Genomic DNA, 17151 nt, shown 5'->3' with positions numbered 1-17151 from the left:
AAAATAAAAAGGTATAAATAATGTTAAATTTAAACCAACGACTATGTTTTTTCAACAAAGTGTTAATTTTAACCCAGTTAGAAAATGTAATTCGTAATTATGTTTTATTCCAATATCTTGTTTTTAACTTCTTTACTGTAGTTTCGACCTATCGGAATGTTATATGACTGTATTTGAACGCGGTTTCCTTCTATAGATTTTACCTTGTTTAGGGCGATTACATACGATTTATGTATTCTTAGGAAACGATCTGCTGGCAATTCTTCCGATAGTGATGTAAGAGATTTATGTGTAATATAAGTTTTATCAGGTGTGACAACTTTTATGTATTCTTTCATTCCTTCAACGAACAAAATTTCTTCAATATTAATTTTCATCATTTTTTTATCGACTTTGATAAAAATATGAGAATCGCCTTTTGTGGTTTCGACTTTAATATTGTTTTTGAGATTATACTCGGTGGTGATCTTATTGATGCATTTTATAAATCTTGGCAGCGGAATCGGTTTTACCAAGTAATCTAATACATCCAAATCATAACTTTCTGCTGCAAATTCTCTAAAGGCAGTAGTAATGATAACTTTAGTTTTGTTTTCAATAAGACTGATCAATTCAAAACCAGTCATCATAGGCATGTTAATATCTAAAAAGACAGCGTCAACAGAAGTGCTGTTGATAAAATCGAGTGCCTCTAAAGAGTTATTGAATGTTGCTATAACTTCAAAATCTGTAAAATTGGTAAAATAATTTTGCAGGACTTTGATAGCTAAAGGCTCATCATCAATTAACACGCATTTAATCTTCATTCTGAGTAGGTATTTGTAATCGGATAATGTAGAAATTTAGTTTAGTGGTATGCTTAAGGCTGAAATTGTTTCTATAAATTAATTTTAACCTCTTTTTTGTATTAACTAAACCGATTCCTCGTTTTGGATTGTGAGTTTGTGAAATTACAAAATTATTTAAGATTTCAAAATCGAGCGTTTTATTATCTAAAACTCTGCAATTGATTTTTATTTTTAAATTTTTATTGTTTAAGCCTCCATGTTTAAAGGCATTTTCAACCAATGAAATAAAGATTAGCGGAGGTACAACAACATCTTCGATATTTGATTCAAGGTTTATCGTTACTTCTACATTTTCAAAACGAAGCTTTTCAATTTCTATATAATTCTGGATATAATCGATTTCCTTTATTAGGGGAACAAATTTGGTTCCTTTAACATCATATAAAACATACTCCATCAAATTGGAAAGTTTTATGATAACATCTGGAACTTTCTTTGAAGATTCTAGCGATAAAGCATAGAGATTATTTAAGGTATTAAAGAAAAAGTGTGGCTGAATCTGATTTTCAAGGTACTTAAGTTTTATTTTAAACTGGTTTTCTCTTAAAGATCTATTTCTTTCACGCTCTCTTAGCCATGTTAGCGTAAGATAAACCGATGAAGCCATTGCTAGTACATACAACTCTCCAATGCAAACGGCAACTATGTGATTAATTTCAAAAGGATGGTATTCTCTATTGGCCTCAGGCCAGATATTTTCTGATATTATATAATAGGTGAGGGCTGTTTTAGCCAAATAAATCGCAAATAAACTTAATAGAAGTAGAAAAGTGTACATGATGTATCTCTGCTTTAGTACATATTTTGGAACTAGAACAAATAAATTCAAATACACTAAAGGAATAACTAGTGAGAATTCGATTAAGTTGGATTTAAATGAATAAGGATAATCATTAAAGTAAGCGCCCCATCTTAAAAAGTTTAAAGTAAAATATACTCCCCAAAACCAAATATGATTTTGCAGTTTAATATCAAATTTAACTTTTCGTATTTCTTTCAATTGGTTTGGTTGGTTAGATAAATTTAGTTTTTCTTAACAATATTAAAATATTGTGCAACTTTAAACAATTAACTGCAAAAAGCCAATTTTTTTGAATAAAATTTCGCAAAAAAAGGATATTGGTGCTTAATTTTTCTATTAGAACGTTTTCGTAAAGCGTATTATTGAATGATTTATGTCGTTCGTTTAAATTTTGTTGTCGTTGGTTTAATTTATTTTTTTTAACAATGCCTTAAGAATAATTTTACTTCATAACTAACAAAATAAAATAAACATGAAAAAAATTTTCTTAATCTTTATGATTGTTTTTACGGCGCAAGTTTCGCTTGCACAAGTAAAAAGTGTCAAAGGTGTGATTACAGATTCTGAAGGTATGCCATTACCAGGAGCTTCTGTTTTGGTACAAGGAAGTCAAAAAGGAACAACTACCGATTTTGACGGATTGTATACTATTGAAGTTCAAAAAGGACAGACATTAGTTTTTAGTTATGTGGGTCTTGGAACACAAAACATAGTTGTAGGCGATGCTGCTACAATAAATGTAAAAATGGTACAGGCTGCATCAAATGCATTAAATGAAGTAGTAGTAACTTCATTGGGACTTAAAAGATCAAAAAAGACTTTGACTTATGCAGCTCAAGAGGTTAAAGGTGAGGAGGTAACAAGAGTTAAGGATGCCAACTTAATGAACAGTTTATCTGGTAAAGTTGCTGGTCTTATTGTTGGAAAAAGTTCTGCTGGCGCAGGAGGTGCTGCAAAAGTAACAATACGTGGTAACTCATCTGCGACAAATAACCAGCCATTATATGTTATTGACGGGATTCCAATGTTAAACTCTAACTCAGCTCAAGCAAATCAGGTTTTTGGTGATACAGCAGGAGGAAATAGAGATGGTGGAGATGCAATCTCTATGATGAACCCTGATGATATTGAATCGATGACAGTTCTTAAAGGAGCTTCTGCAGCTGCTTTATATGGTTCTCAAGGAGCAAATGGTGTTATCGTAATTACAACTAAAAAAGGAAAAGAAGGAAACGTAACAGCATCTTACAACGCGAGTGTATTTGTAGATAATGTGGTTTCATTACCTAAATTTCAAACTAGTTATGGAGCAGCGCCATCATCTGACAAAACTTGGGGTGATCCTAAAAATTCTCCTGACCACGTAAAAGATTTTTACAATACAGGTCTTACTATGATCAACTCTGTATCTGTAAATGGTGGATCTGATAAAATGTCAACTAGTCTTACTTATGCAAACACTAAAGTTGACGGTGTAATTCCAACAAACGAGTTTAAGAAAAATAACATTGCACTTCGTCAAAGCGTTAAATTATTTAATGATAAAGTAACTATTGATGGCGCGATATCTTATGCGGAGCAAAAAATTATAAATAAACCAACAAACGGATTGTACTTCAACCCATTGACAGGAGTTTATTTGTTCCCAAGAGGAAATGATTTTAACGATTACTATAAAAACTTTGAAGTATTCGATCCAGCAAGAAACTTGATGACTCAAAGATGGCCTTCTCAAACTTCGGATATTATTCAAAATCCAGGTTGGATCTTAAACAGAAATCAATCTATTGATAAAAACCAATCGTTAATTACTTCTGCAGCTATTACATATAAAGCAACTGATTGGTTGAGTATTAAAGCAAGAGGTGGTTATAATAAATTTGATAACATTTTTGATAAAAGAATGTATGCTGGTACAAATGAGACATTGGCACCATCAACAGGTAGATATATTTATTCAGATAGTGAAAGTAATCAATTATATGGTGATTTAATTGCTACTATCAATACAAAATTCAGTGAAGATTTTTCATTCAGTGCTAACCTTGGTACAAGTATCACAAAATCCACAATCAATGATGCTTACTTAAGCGATTCAGGTCAAAAAAATGGACTTGTATATGCAAACTGGTTTAATACAGGAAACTTTGTATCTGCAGAAAGAAATGCTCATACTATTGGAGGTAAAAAAGAAGTTCAATCACTTTTTGCAAGTGCAACTATTGGATACAAAGACATGATTTATCTTGATTTGACTGGAAGAAATGACTGGTCATCAACTTTGGTAAATACAGATAATTTAAGCTTCTTTTATCCTTCAGTAGGTCTATCAGCTGTCTTAAGTCAAATGGTATCTTTACCTGAAGCAATTAGTTATGCAAAAGTTAGAGCTTCATTTGCTCAAGTGGGTAATGATATTTCTCCTTTCTTAACTTCACCAGTAAATACTTTAGTTGGTGGTATTCTTACACCACCATTAGTTGGTCCACAACCAGGAACTTCTTTGAAGCCAGAAATGCAAAATTCTTATGAATTTGGTACAGAGTGGAGATTCTTAAACAACAGAATCGGATTTGATTTTACTTACTACCATAACGAAACTAAAAATCAATTAATCACGTCTCCAGCTCCAATCCCAAATACTACAGGATATACTAACTACGCATTTAATGCAGGAAGTATTGAAAATAAAGGTTTTGAGATTACAGTAACTGCCAAAGCAGTTCAAAATGAGAATTTCTCTTGGGATCTTGGATTGAATTATGCCTCAAATAAAAACAAAGTACTTGATTTAGGTACAGGTGCAAATGGAGAACTTAATACAGTTATCTTGACTAATGGTGATCCAAATAGCTATAGATACGTTATGAAAGAAGGACAGCCATTCGGAACAATTCAAGGGAAAAATATTTTGAGAAATGCGCAAGGTCAAATGTTACTTGCTGGTTCTGGAAATGATGTTCGTGTTCAGAAAACTGACTGGGTAGACATGGGAAGCTCAAACCCTGATTTTATGTTAGGTTTTTCAAACTCTTTCAAATACAAAAAAATATTCTTAAATGTGCTTATCGATGGAAGATTTGGTGGTAATGTAATGAGTATGACAGAAGCAATGCTTGATTCTTATGGTGTATCTAAAGCAAGTGGTGATGCAAGAGCTGCTGGAGGAATTAAAGTAGACGCAATTGATGCTAACGGAGCTCCAGTAACTACAATGTCTGCACAAAATTACTATAGTTCAGTTGGGGATAGAGCTGGTGCTACTGGAGAGTATATGTACAAAGCGACAAATGTTAAATTAGGCGAGCTTTCTCTTGGATATACTTTTGATTTCAGTAAAACTACAATCTTCAAAGCAGTGAATGTTTCTCTTGTTGGTAAAAACTTATTTTTCTTCTACAAAGATGCTCCGTTTGATCCAAACGTAACATTAAGTTCAGGAGAAGGATTGCAAGGTGTTGATATTTTCGGATTGCCTTCAACAAGAAGTATAGGTGTTAATTTGAATTTAACTTTCTAAAATAATTAATAAAAGGACAAAACCTTCTGGTTGTTGTAAGACTCTTGTTTGTTGATTGAATGTAGAAATAATGCAAAATAACAAACAAGTAACCCTTTGAATGGGTTGGCTTATAAATCAATAAAAATGATTTTAATTAACGATAAAAATTCACAGATGAAAAATAAATTATTAATATTAGGTTCAGTTTTAGCTCTTTCGTTAGGTAGCTGTACAGGAGACTTTGAACAAATAAATACCAATGAGAGTGGCTTTAGCAACGAACAATTGGAACAAGATTTTAATCAAGTTAAAGCGCCTCTTAAAACAATGCAGAGAGGAATGTATATCTTGGTTGCTGATGACTGGCAAGGAGATATCCAATTTAACTTAAATGCTGATATCTTTTCAGGATATATGGGAACACCTCACGATTTTGAAGGAAACGCAAATAACTCAACGTATGCGCTTTTGGATGGGTGGAATGGTGCTGAATGGGTTCAGAAGTACCAAAAAGAGATGGTAAATGCCTATAATCTTGAGAAATTAACAAAAGATAAATATCCTCAGTTTTATGCTTGGTCTTTGATCTTAAAAGTTTATGCAATGCATAAAACTACAGATTACTACGGGCCAATCGTTTATTCAGGTTTCGGAAATCCTGATGGAACAACTCCGTACGATTCTCAAAAGGCGGTTTATGATCAATTTTTTGCAGAGTTAAAAACTGCGATTGATATTTTAACTCCAAAAGCGGCAGATGCTTCTGCAACTTTCTTTGCAGCAGGAGACGCAACAGATGGAACTACTGCTGCTGGAAATATTCAGAAATGGGTAAAATTTGCTAACTCTTTAAGATTACGTTTAGCATTGCGTATTTCTAACGTTGATCCTGTAAAAGCAAAAACTGAAGGAGAAGCTGCATTGGCAGGCTTAGGTGTAATTACTTCTAATGCTGATAACATGGCTTATATTGCTGAGCATCCTGTTAAAACATACACTGGCCCTTGGGCAGATATCAATGCAGGTGGTGCAATTACATCTATTATGAATGGTTATAATGATCCAAGAAGAGATGTATTCTTCCATAAAGCTACTGGAGGTGTTTATCAAGGTATTAGAATGGGAACTTTAGTTGATGCTAATTATAGAACAGCAAAAGCTGATTTATTCTCTAAAGTTGGACCAATCGTAGAAAACAACTTGATTCCTTGGTTTAATGCATCTGAATCTTATTTCTTAAAAGCTGAAGCAGCATTAAAAGGTTGGAATGTTGGTGGATCTGCTCAGTCACTTTATGAAGCAGGAATTGCAGTTTCATTTGCTCAGTTAGCAGCAGGTGATGCGTCTGCTTACATTAATGACGATACTTCAATGCCAGCAAACTTTACTGACCCATTAAATGCAGCGAATAATATTGCAGCACAAAATTTAGTAACAGTTAAATGGTCAGAATCGGCTTCTAATGAAGTTAAACTACAAAAAATTATTACTCAAAAATGGATTGCTGGTTTCCCTGACGGACAAGAAGCTTGGGCTGAGACAAGAAGAACTGGATATCCAAAATTATTCTTGCCAGTAAATAACTTCTCTGGAGGAAAAATTCCTAATGGAACTTTTGTAAGAAGATTGAATTTCTATGTAAATGAGAAAACTTCGAATCCAACAGGTTATGCGCAAGGGGTTCAGCTTTTAGGAGGTCCTGATACTGGAGCAACAAGACTTTGGTGGGATACTGGAGTAAATAAATTCTAGAAAAAAAATGGAATATTAAGTTTGGTTAGTGGTATGGTATAGATGGTGAAAGCTGTCTATACCATTCTTAAAACCAAAATGGTAAATACTACAAAAAAGAAAAAAATGAAAAGTGCTTTAGAAATAAAACCTGATATTAGTTACAAAAGCGCTGGAAAATTTGAAGAAACTCGTTTTGAGAAAATTCACATCGAAATCTTCAAAAATTCTATTGAAGCTTCTGTAATTGTAGCGCAGGAAATTGCGCAGCTAATTAGATCTAAGCAAGAAAAAAATAAACCTTGCGTTTTAGGTCTGGCAACAGGTTCTTCTCCTATAAAAGTTTATGAGGAATTAGTGAGAATGCACAGAGAAGAAGGACTAAGTTTTAGCAATGTAATCACCTTTAATCTGGATGAATATTATCCAATGACTAAGGAGAACAATCAGAGCTATCATTATTTCATGCATGAGCATCTTTTTAATCATATTGATATCAAACCCGAAAATATTAATATTCCTGATGGTACAGTGGCAATTGATGAAATCAATCAATACTGCATCGATTATGAAATGAATATTAAAAATGCAGGAGGTCTTGATTTTCAATTACTTGGAATTGGCCGAACAGGACACGTTGGATTTAACGAGCCAGGTTCGCATATCAATTCAGGAACAAGAATTATTACTTTAGATCATATCACAAGAGTAGATGCTTCTTCTGCTTTTAATGGTATTGATAATGTGCCGAAACGTGCCATTACAATGGGAGTTTCGACTATTTTGAGATCAAAACGTATTGTTTTGATGGCTTGGGGACAAAACAAAGCAGACATTATCAAGAGAACAGTTCAAGGCGATATTAGTTCAGAAGTTCCAGCAACATTTTTACAGAATCATCCAAATGCAACTTTTGTTTTAGATCAATCTGCGGCTTCAGAATTAACCCGTTTCAAAACACCTTGGTTAGTTGGCGAATGTCTTTGGACACCTGAATTAAAAAGTAAAGCAATTGTTTGGCTTTGTCAAAAAACAAAACAATCTATTCTAAAATTGACAGACCGAGATTATAATAATAACGGAATGTCTGATCTTTTGGCCCAGGAAGGTTCTGCTTATGATATGAACATTAATATGTTTAATATTTTACAGCACACCATTACAGGATGGCCAGGAGGAAAACCAAACACAGATGATTCATTTCGTCCAGAAAGGGCAAATCCCGCAAAAAAGAGAGTTATTCTTTTTAGTCCGCACCCTGACGATGATGTGATTTCTATGGGAGGAACATTTTCAAAGTTAATCAAACAAGGACACGATGTTCATGTAGTGTACCAGACTTCAGGAAATATCGCAGTTTCAGATGATGAAGCCTTAAAATTTGCAGAAGTAGCCAGTGATTTTATTGGAGAAGGTCAAGCAGATATCAATTTCAAATCGGTTATCGAATTTTTGAATAACAAATCTGAAAATCAGATCGATTCTTTGGAAGTTCGAAAATTGAAAGGACTTATCAGAAGAAGAGAATCTTACGGAGCAACAAGATATATCGGATTGAAAGATGAAAATACACACTTTTTAGATCTGCCTTTTTATGAAACAGGACAAGTTAAAAAGAATCCGTTAGGGCCAGAAGATATTGCTATTGTAAAAGATATCATTGCAAGAATAAAACCACATCAGGTTTTTGCTGCTGGAGATCTTGCAGATCCGCACGGAACTCATGAAGTTTGTCTTAATGCCATTTTTGCAGCATTAAAAGAACTTAAACCAGAACCGTACATGGATGATTGTTGGTTGTGGCTTTATAGAGGCGCTTGGCACGAGTGGGATATTCATGAAATAGATATGGCAGTTCCGTTAAGCCCATCAGAGGTTTTATTGAAACGTCATGCCATTTTGCATCACCAATCTCAAAAAGATAGAGTGATGTTCCAAGGAAATGATTCTCGTGAATTCTGGGTTAGGGCAGAAGATCGAAATAAAAACACAGCCATATTATATGATGAGTTAGGTTTGGCTGAGTATGAAGCGATTGAAGCCTTTAAACGTTTTGACTACTAAAAAAATTCCCGATTTATTTTCAAAATGAATCAAATAGCAAAATTCAGAATGATCTCATAGCAAAAGTGAGGTAAAAGCTGAAGTCACTCTGAGTTTTGTTTTTTTATAAATCAGGATACTTATAATTATCCGACTCTCCAAAAAAAAAGAAAAATGAAATATTTATTTGTACTATTATTTGCAGGTATATCGGCAGGAGCTCAAGTTCAGAAAGAGCAACTGAATCTTATGCCTTGGCCTCAGAATGTTGTTATTAATGAAGGTAATTTTAATTTAAGCAAAAACTTTAAAGTTAACATTACAGGAAATCCAAATCCAAGAATTTTTGGAGGAGTAACTCGTTTTTTACGCCGTTTAGATGGTAGAACAGGTATATTTTTCGAACAAGGTTTTATTCAAAAATTAAATGAAGTTCCAAATGCAGAATTACAGATTAACTGCACCAAAAGTGGTAAAATTGGTTTGTATGAAGACGAAAGTTATCATTTAGATATTACATCTAATAAAATCACTCTAAATGCTTCAAGCGATTTAGGAGCATTGCATGGTTTGGAGACATTGCTTCAAATGCTTCAGAATAATTCAAGAACATTTTACTTTCCAGTTTCAAAAATTGCAGATTTTCCAAGATTTACATGGAGAGGCTTAATGATGGATGTTTCAAGACATTTTCAGCCAATTGATGTAGTTAAAAGAAATATTGATGCATTAGCCGCCATGAAAATGAATGTTTTCCATTGGCATTTGGTTGACGATCAGGGTTGGAGAATTGAAATGAAAAAACATCCAAGGTTTACACAAGTAGCTTCGGATGGAATGTATTACACACAAGAGGAAATTAAAAATATCGTAAAATATGCCGATGAGCGCGGTATTTTAATAGTTCCAGAAATAGATGTTCCAGGTCACGGATCTGCAATCTTAACAGCTTATCCAGAAATTGGAAGCAAAGTGATTACGCTGACAGGAGGAACATCCGAAAAAAATATTCAAGGTACAGCAATTGCTACCTATGGAATTGAAAGAAATGCTGGAATTTTTTCTCCAACATTAGATCCTTCAAATCCTAAAACATACCAATTATTAAGTGAAGTTTTTGATGAGGTTTGTCCATTATTTCCAGGTGCCTATTTCCATATTGGTGGAGATGAAAACGAAGGAAAAGACTGGGATGAAAATCCTAAAATTCAAGAATTCATGAAGAAACATAATTTAAAAAACAACCACGAATTACAAACGTATTTCACAATGCAATTGGCGCCAATGTTGAAGAAACACGGAAAACAATTAATGGGTTGGGAAGAAATTTTGACTAAAGATTTATCTAAAGAAGCCATTGTACATTCTTGGAGAGGTCCAAACGAAGGAATGCCAGCAGGGCAATCTCTTGTAGATGCCGTTAAAAAAGGATATAAAACAGTTCTGTCTAATGGATACTATATCGATTTGATGTATCCAATTGCAAGTCATTACCTAAATGACCCAATGCCAAAAGGTGCTAATTTAACTAGTGACGAAAAAGCAAGGATCCTAGGTGGAGAAGCTACAATGTGGTCAGAATTGGCTACACCAACAACTATAGATTCTAGAATCTGGCCAAGAACAGCGGCAATTGCAGAAAGATTGTGGTCGGCAGAAGATGTAGTGGATGTTGAGAATATGCGCAAACGATTAGAAAATATTTCTTTTAGATTGGAAGAATTGGGTATTACACATATTCGTAATAAAGATGTGATTTTAAGAAATATTGCAAACAATCAAGATATCAAATTATTAGAAGAGTTTTCAAATGTAAGCGAACCATTAAAAGGATATACTCGTAATAAAGGAGGAACAGAATATCAAATGTATTCTCCATTTACCTTATTTGCAGATGCATGTGGTCCAGATGCGAAAGATTCTCTAGCATTTGATGCAGCGGTAAATCAATATTTGACAAATAAATCAGCAGACAATAAAGCCAAAGTAACTGCATTTTTTACCAAGTGGATTGCAGTTCATAAAGGGTTAACAGAATTAAGCAATAATGCGCCACTAGTACAGCCAATATTACCATTGTCTAAAAAACTGAATGATGCTTCTCAGGAACTGTTATTGGTTTTAGACAATAAATCAACTTTAGCACCGGCAGATCTTAAAAAATTGATTGAACAATGCAATACAAAAGATCATGCAGATGTAGAACTGTCTGTTTATGAGAGTTTAAAGAAATTAATTTAGAGTTGGATTTGAATTAGTATTTAGTACGTTTTTGAGTTACTAATGTTTTTTTAGAGTGTTGATTATCTCTGCCATGATTATGGCAGAGGTAATTACGATTAAAATTTTGAATTCTGTTTTTTTTAGACCGAGACAACAATTAAGTAATAAATTATAACAAACTAAAAATAACCAATAACGGAGTATTAACCTTTTAAAAACCAAATAGAGAGAATAAAACAAAACATGACAAAAAAGAGTATAGATTGATGAGTAGTCCCAAATTTATCATTTGTATTTAACATTAATTTTTTAAAAATTATAAATAAATATCAATCACTACTATTGGCTAATGATTATGTAAAAATCGGTAATAGTAATATTTATCTATAGAATTTAATTTGAGTTTATTTCCAATCGACAGCAGCCTTCCAACCTGCAGTTGAGCGAAACCCAGAAGCTTAGAGCTGCTGTGGCCCAATTACTTATTTTCTATTAACTAATATTTATTAATTATGAAACATTATTACAGATTGCTCTTTTTGTTACTGTTTCCCTTACTTGCGTTGGCACAACCAGCCCACGGAAAAAAAGTAGTAGGGTATTATGCTCAATGGTCTATCTATGCCCGGGATTTTAATGTTCCGAAGATTGATGGAAGTAAATTGACGCATTTAAATTATTCTTTTTATGGGACTACTTATGATCCTGCCCATCCAGAGAATACAAAATTAAAATGTTTAGACACTTATGCTGATTTTGAGCATATGGAAGGCGGTATTCCGTGGGATGCGCCAGTAAAAGGTAACTTTTATGATTTAATGAAATTGAAAGAAAAGTATCCGCATTTAAAAATTTTAATCTCTGTGGGAGGCTGGACAAAAGGTCAAGATCTTTCTCCAATTGCTGCAAGCCCTGTAGCAAGAGCAGCTTTAGCGGCAGATATGGCAAACTTCATTACTACATATCCGTTTATTGATGGTTTCGACATCGACTGGGAATATCCTCTTTCGGGTGGGACTGACGGTACAGAAATAGTAAATGGTGCGCCTGTTCCTCCACAAAAATATAGCCCAGACGATAATAAAAATTTAGTGCTTTTATTGAAAGCAATGCGTCAGGCAATGCCAAATAAACTGGTTACGATTGCTGCTGGAAACAATGTTAGAAATGTTGCTAAACAGTATTTAGGACCAAACAACAGAGCACAATACGGAATGACAGAAGACATTTCTACTTATTGTGATTACATTACTTATTTCGGATATGATTTTGGCGGTAACTGGTACGATAAAACTTGTTACAACGCACCTTTATATGCAAGCGGAAACCCTAATGACCCGTTGTATGGCGCAACGCAATCAGAATCATTAGATGAATTAACTAATCAATATTTAAATGTAATTGGTTTTCCTGCGAATAAATTAATTATGGGATTGCCTTTTTACGGAAAGAAATTCGATAACGTTGCTGCAAATTCAACAAACGGATTATTTGTTTCAGCACCAAGATATGTAGTTCCTGGATGTACAAATCCGCAAAATCCAACAGGAACATGGGATGGTTCTGGAGCTTGTGAAAAATCTGGAAGTATCGAAATCTGCGATTTAGTCGGAAATCCAGTTACCAATTCACATGCTTATCTTGATCCAAACACGATGATGGTAACACCATCTGCAGCTTCGGCAGGATGGGTTCGTTATTTTGATAATACTACTAAAGTCCCTTACTTATATAATGCTACGACAAAAGGATTTATCTCTTATGAAGATAAACAGTCAATGGACTTAAAAGTGCAGTATATAAAATCGAAAAATTTAGCTGGAGGTATGATTTGGGAATTATCTCAGGACACAAGAGGTGCAATTCCAAATTCATTATTAAACCAAGTGGATACTTCATTTGGAAGCGTTGTTCCTGGAACTGTAAGCATTTCTGGTTCTGTAAAAAATGGAGCAACTTTAGTTACCAACGTTACAGTTGAATTGCGAAATGCAAGCAATGCAGTAATTCAAACAGTAGTTTCTGCAACAGGAAATTTCACATTCAACAATTTAACTTCTGGGCAAAACTATTCGCTTACAGCAGTAAAAGCTAGTTATACATTTGTTCCTGTAAGTTTAAACAATGTTACAGTAAATCAGACAGGTGTTACAATCAACGGATCTCAGCCAACTTACACTGTAAGCGGAACAGTTCTAGACGGAACAACAGGAGTTTCTGGGGTAACAGTTTCTGCAGTTTCTGGGACTACAACATTAACAGGAGTTTCAAATGCAAGTGGAGCTTATAGCGTTGCAGGTTTAACAGCTGGTTTAAACTTTACAGTTACAGCTGCAAAATCTGGATTCTCTTATACTCCAGCTTCAACAGTTTACAATGCAATTGATGCCAACAAAACGCTTAATTTTACTCAAGGAGCAGCAGTTGTAACCTACACAGTAAGCGGAACAGTTCTTAACGGAACAATTCCAGTTTCTGGTGTAACAGTGACAGCATCTTCTACAGCTGGAAATGTTTCTGCAACAACTAATTCAAGTGGAGCTTATTCATTGACTTTAGCTTCAGGAGGAAATTATACGGTAACAGCAGCTTTAACTGGTCAGACATTTACACCAGCATCTACAGTTTATTCTAATTTGAATGCGAATAAAACATTGAATTTTACTCAAGACGTTGCAACAACTACAAGTAAAATTAGCGGAACGGTTAAAAACGGAACTATTCCTGTTGCGGGTGCAAAAGTAGAAATCGTTTTGCCATGGACAGATAATGCACATCCGTGGAAAAGTGTTCTGGCAACAACAGATGCACAAGGAAAATACAGTTTTGATAATTCTGTTACAGACGGTTATACAACCATTACAAGTTTAAAATTAAATACTTGGTCAAACGGAGAAGTAAATTATTACCCAAATAATTTGGCAAACTTTCCTGTTCCATCAACTCCAACGGTTTACAACTTTAATACAAGTTCAACTGCGAGAGTAGCATTAGCTGCAGCTGCAAATTTAATCAGCGGAACGGTGAAAAATGGTTCAACGCCTGTAGTAAATGCTAAAGTAGAAATCGTTTTACCATGGACAGACAACACACACAACTGGAAAAGCGTTCTGGCAACAACAGATGCATCAGGAAATTATGCTTTTGATGATTCGGTTGTAGCAGGTTATACACAAATTTTAAGCTTGAAATTAAACTCTTGGCAAAATGGAGAGGTAGCTTATTACCCAAATAATTTGGCAAACTTTGCTGTTCCTACAACGCCAACAGTTTATAATTTTAATACACAAACGACAGTTGTGACTAAGCCCGTAGTTGCTATTACAGCACCAACAGCTTCGGCTATAGCTATAAATTTAGGATCATCAATTAATTTTGTTGCAAGTGTTGGATTAAGCGCTGCTGATGCTACTACAATTTCATCTGTTGTATTTAGTTTAGACGGACAAACTATAAGTGCTACCAATTCTTCGGGAACTTATACTTCGGTTTGGACGCCGGTAGCAAATCAGTTTGGAGTTTCTCATACGTTAACCGTTACTGCTACTGCATCAAACGGACAAACAGATGCAAAAACTTACAGCTTTACATTAAATTGTTCAGGTGCAAATTGTCCAAATACATTACCTGTAATTACTTGGAATTCACCATCAAATACTACAATATACCAAAGCTCTTTCCAAGCTGTGCCAATTTCAGTTACAGCTGTTGATAGCGACGGAACGGTTTCTGGTGTTACGATTACCATAAACGGCGGTACATTTAATATGATAGCAGGTACAAATAATACTTATACGTACAATTTTACGCCAACTGCTTATCAGGATTATCCAATTGTAATCAAAGCAACAGATAATAAAGCTGCTGTGACTACTTTAAACAATACTATTAAAATTGCTACAATAAGTGGTAATAGATTTATTCCGCTTCCATCTAAAATTATTTTAGGATATGCGCATTCTTGGGAAAACACTTCAGCTCCATTCTTATATTTTTCTCAAATAAAGGGAAGTAAGTTTAATGTTGTGGATTATTCTTTCGTAGAAACCGTTAATCGTGATGGTTATACGCCAATCCTAACTACAAATGACGCTAGATATTTGACTAATGGTGTTTTCGATAAGCAATTATTGAAAAATGATATCAAAACTTTAAGAGACAGTGGTGTTCCTGTTATTGTTTCTATTGGAGGTCAAAACGGTCATGTTGTTTTAGAAAATGTAACTCAGAAAAATATTTTTGTTAATGGTTTAAAAGCAATTATCGACGAATATCAATTCGATGGAGTTGATATTGATTTTGAAGGTGGATCTATGAATTTTAGCGCAGGAGGTTTAAGAGATATTTCTTATGCGGGTATTTCTGCTTATCCAAGATTGAAAAACGTAGTAGATGCTTTCAAAGAATTAAAAGCGTACTATGGACCTGGATTCTTGTTAACTGCAGCTCCAGAAACGCAATATGTGCAAGGAGGTTATACTACTTACACGGATACTTTCGGTTCGTTCTTGCCAATCATTCAAAACTTGCGTAACGAATTGGATTTGTTAGCGGTACAATTGTATAACACAGGAGGAGAAAACGGATTAGACGGTCAATATTATGGTACGGCTAAGAAAGCAAACATGGTTACAGCGTTGACGGATATGATCATAAAAGGATATAACATTGCTTCAACAGGAATGCATTTTGATGGTTTGCCAGCTTCGAAAGTTCTTATTGCACTGCCAGCGTGTCCGAGTGCGGCAGGTAGCGGTTATCTGACTCCAACCGAAGGAATCAATGCAATGGACTATTTAAGAAATGGAACCAATTTCACAGGAAGAACATATACTATGCAGCCAGGCGGACCATATCCTTCTTTAAGAGGTTTAATGACTTGGTCTGTAAACTGGGATGCCTCTTCTTGTGGTAATTCATCTGAATTGTCTAAAGCGTATGCGGCTTATTTTGCATCTCAAGGTACAGCAAAAACATTGGCTGTAAACGATATTACGCCTGAGAGTAATGCAACTGTTGCCTATTTTAGAAACAATACCTTATCTGTTGCTAATGACACAGGAGATATTGCTCAAGTTGATGTATTCAATACGATTGGGCAGAATGTTACAAGCCATAGAAATATTCAAAACAATAAAGAAGTATTGCTTAATAGTCCAAGTTTTGCTAGCAAACAAATTTTTGTTGTGATAGTAACAGATAAATCTGGACACAAAAAGTCATTGAAAGTAATGAACTTTTTAAACTAAAATAAAATGATTGAAAATTTAGAAATAAGAAAGTTGGGACGGTTAAAATTGAGTTTGGTTATTTATTTTTTAGCCTAATTTTTATTTCTTAAATGCTGTGAATTGAGGTAATTTGTTATTTGGTTTTTGCCTCATGTAGCGCATTATAAACCTGGCAATTTTTGTTGCCAGGTTTTTTTATGACTAAAACATTTTTTTATACCTCCAAATAAGGATCTAAAACTTCTGCAAGTTGATTAAGCCAATAAAAATTATCATCGACATTCTTTATTCCCGATTCTATCGTTTCGCATTTTCTCATAACTGATAACGAAAGTACATTATTTACTTCTCGTATCATTTTTGCCATTTCTTTACAATCAATTTTATCTGTAAAGAAATCGTTTAATCTTGTTTCAACTTCGGTTGAAAATTTATCTGTAATCATAATCTTATAATTTTTGTAAATATATTGAAATTTGACACAAATTTGTGTCAAATTAAAAAATAATTGTTATGACTTTTGAAATATGAATATTTCAGAAGAAGCTTTTATTATAAATCTTGGAGTTCACATCAGACAATTGCGTGAAAAAAAGGGCTTATCTCAACAGGATTTGGCTGATGATTGTGGTATTCCGAGAAATCAGATTGGCAGAATTGAAAGAGCCAAAATAAATACAGGTATAAAAACTCTTATTAGAATTGCAAATGCTTTAGATATTGAACTTGCTGAATTACTTCGTTCTCAAGTAAAATAATCAAAAAAAAATC

At 34.0% G+C, this 17151-nt stretch carries 9 protein-coding genes; 6 read left to right on the top strand and 3 right to left on the bottom strand.

Annotated features, from left to right (window positions below; translation table 11 throughout):
- Positions 1-104 precede the first annotated feature (104 nt).
- Positions 105-806, bottom strand: a complete 702-nt coding sequence (locus tag DMB71_RS10665; protein ID WP_111365971.1) for a LytR/AlgR family response regulator transcription factor — start codon at positions 804-806, stop codon at positions 105-107.
- Positions 796-1848 carry a sensor histidine kinase gene (locus tag DMB71_RS10660; RefSeq protein ID WP_111365970.1) on the bottom strand — a complete coding sequence of 351 codons (1053 nt, stop codon included), beginning with the start codon at positions 1846-1848 and terminating at the stop codon, positions 796-798. Before DMB71_RS10660 ends, DMB71_RS10665 begins: the two co-directional genes overlap by 11 nt.
- 274 nt (positions 1849-2122) lie before the next feature.
- Between DMB71_RS10660 and DMB71_RS10655 the strand changes: the two genes are divergently transcribed.
- The 5 genes from DMB71_RS10655 (at position 2123) to chiA (ending at position 16398) form a co-directional block, all read left to right on the top strand.
- Positions 2123-5170, top strand: a complete 3048-nt coding sequence (locus tag DMB71_RS10655; protein WP_111365968.1) for a SusC/RagA family TonB-linked outer membrane protein — start codon at positions 2123-2125, stop codon at positions 5168-5170.
- 156 nt (positions 5171-5326) lie between these two features.
- Positions 5327-6904 carry a RagB/SusD family nutrient uptake outer membrane protein gene (locus DMB71_RS10650; RefSeq protein WP_111366363.1) on the top strand — a complete coding sequence of 526 codons (1578 nt, stop codon included), beginning with the start codon at positions 5327-5329 and terminating at the stop codon, positions 6902-6904.
- A gap of 105 nt (positions 6905-7009) precedes the next feature.
- On the top strand, positions 7010-8947 hold the full coding sequence (nagB, locus tag DMB71_RS10645) for a glucosamine-6-phosphate deaminase (protein WP_111366362.1): 1938 nt from the start codon (positions 7010-7012) through the stop codon (positions 8945-8947).
- 153 nt (positions 8948-9100) lie between these two features.
- A complete protein-coding gene (locus tag DMB71_RS10640) occupies positions 9101-11167 on the top strand; it encodes a beta-N-acetylhexosaminidase (RefSeq protein WP_111365966.1) in 2067 nt (688 codons plus the stop codon).
- 494 nt (positions 11168-11661) lie between these two features.
- Positions 11662-16398, top strand: coding sequence for a T9SS-translocated chitinase ChiA (gene chiA / locus DMB71_RS10635; RefSeq protein WP_111365965.1), 4737 nt, complete (start codon positions 11662-11664; stop codon positions 16396-16398).
- Between the two features lie 196 nt (positions 16399-16594).
- On the opposite strand, the gene DMB71_RS10630 is transcribed toward chiA, so the two are convergent.
- On the bottom strand, positions 16595-16825 hold the full coding sequence (locus DMB71_RS10630; RefSeq protein WP_111365963.1) for a hypothetical protein: 231 nt from the start codon (positions 16823-16825) through the stop codon (positions 16595-16597).
- An 82-nt stretch (positions 16826-16907) separates the two neighbouring features.
- On the opposite strand from DMB71_RS10630, the gene DMB71_RS10625 reads away from it, so the two are divergent.
- The gene (locus tag DMB71_RS10625) at positions 16908-17138 is read left to right on the top strand and encodes a helix-turn-helix domain-containing protein (protein WP_111365962.1); all 231 of its coding nucleotides are present in this window, start codon (positions 16908-16910) and stop codon (positions 17136-17138) included.
- The last annotated feature ends 13 nt before the right edge of the window (positions 17139-17151 follow it).

The organism is Flavobacterium tistrianum (genome assembly GCF_003254545.1).
In the GTDB taxonomy this organism is placed as follows: domain Bacteria; phylum Bacteroidota; class Bacteroidia; order Flavobacteriales; family Flavobacteriaceae; genus Flavobacterium; species Flavobacterium tistrianum.
The sequence above is the reverse complement of the archived record's forward strand: the minus strand, read 5'-3'. Positions and strand labels throughout refer to the sequence as shown.